The sequence below is a fragment of the Canibacter zhuwentaonis genome, from assembly GCF_018531145.1.
Classification (GTDB): Bacteria; Actinomycetota; Actinomycetes; order Actinomycetales; family Microbacteriaceae; genus Canibacter; species Canibacter zhuwentaonis.
This window is the reverse complement of sequence record NZ_JAHDSZ010000024.1, coordinates 1-1,592: the sequence shown is the minus strand read 5'-3', so window position 1 is coordinate 1,592 and position 1,592 is coordinate 1. Positions and strand designations below refer to the sequence as shown.

The 1,592-nt window shown below is 42.6% G+C and carries 1 protein-coding gene and 1 pseudogene; both read left to right on the top strand.

Features of this window, described 5'->3' with window-relative positions; genetic code table 11:
- Nucleotides 1-287, top strand: a pseudogene (locus KJY78_RS06445) (ABC transporter permease); the annotation flags it as partial.
- 216 nt (nt 288-503) lie between these two features.
- On the top strand, nt 504-1,592 hold a 1,089-nt coding region (locus KJY78_RS06440; RefSeq protein WP_214337785.1), incomplete at its 3' end, for a DNA methyltransferase family protein.

The following is a 1,592-nucleotide window of genomic DNA, read 5'->3' as shown; positions in this document are numbered from 1 at the left end:
GTGTTGCGGTGATGGTGGGAACTCCTCGGAGTGCGCAGGGTGTGTGTTCGGTCGTGTTTTTCCCGTTGTTATTTTTGTCGGGTGTTGTGTTTCCGATTGACGTGTTTCCCGCACCGTTGCAAGCGTTGGCGTGCTGGTTGCCTGGGTATCGAGTTAGTGAGCTGTTAGCGTCTGCTTGGGTTGAGGGGCAAGTCTTTGATTGGTGGAGCCTCGCGTATGTGATTGTAGTGCTTATTATCGCGATGTTTACGGCAAAATGGCTGCTCGCGCGGCGTGAGGATGTTTAAGCGGGGCGTGTCTGTGCGCTGTGGTTTGTTTGGGTGCTGTAACCGCTGGTGGTTGTTGTGTGTAGTATAATGTTTTAATTTACGCTACAACCGGTGGGGAGAAAATGGTTAAGGAGCAATCTGTAGAGCAGCGTGTAGCTAGCCTTGTAAATGGGCAGCTTGAAGGTTATGGTTTAAAACCCGTGTTGGGAAACGAGTCAGTAAATTCGCAGATAGATGCCGCGCTTAAAAAGTATGGCTCAAAGAATGGCGGGGGGGGGGAATATACCCGACGCTAAACTGTTGCTACAAGATAAGCGTCTAAAAAACTATCCCGTATTGATTGAGTATAAGGGGTATAAAGATAAACTCGTCAGGCTTGATGCAAAAGGCAATGTAGCTAACAGGAAAGATAATAATGAGCCTAATTACATAAACATTAACGGTTACGCGGTAAATGGTGCAGTTCATTATGCAAACGCAATTCTGCAGTATACAACTTATACTGATGTAATAGCTATTGGGGTGACAGGTTACCGGAATATAGCCGGTGAAATAGAGCTTTTAATAGGTGTTTATTTTGTTGCTGCTTCAAAAGAAAACTTGGGTTTGGGGCAGAAAGTTGGAGATTATGATGATTTGTCATTTTTGAAAAAAGAAAACTTTGATGGTTTTATTAGCCGTGTTAATGAGTTGTCTCTTTCGCTGGAAGAGCTTGAAGCGCGAAAGTTTCAAAGGGAACAGGAAATTGATGCGAGTTTGGTGAAGCTGAACAATGATATTTTCAGGGATGAAAAAGGATTGGGTGAAAACGATAGAGTTTATTTGGTGTGTGCTGTAATAATGGCAACACTGGGTGTGCCTGGAAAGGTAAAGCCTCTTGAAGAAAAAGATTTAGAATCGTTAACGGAGCCGGGGAGCACGGATGGTGAAATAGTTGCTAGAAAAATAGAAGTGTTTTTGGCAAAGAAAAATTTGCCGATCGATAAGCAAGATTCAATCCTTAGAACGCTTAAAAATACTTTGTTGTCGGAAAATATAAATAAACAGGTTGATGGCAACGGGGAAAGTCAGCTTAAAAGGATTTTTTCAAAAGTGGTTGATGACTTGGGTATTTACTATAAAATTGGTTTAACAACTGATTTCACGGGGAAGCTTTTTAATGAGATGTATTCGTGGTTGGGGTTTACGCAGGATAAGTTAAATGATGTTGTTTTAACTCCTTCTTATGTGGCTAAGTTGCTTGTAAAGTTGGCTAGGGTTAATAGGGAGAGTTATGTTTGGGATTTCGCGACGGGTTCAGCTGGGTTGCTTGTTGCTGCGATG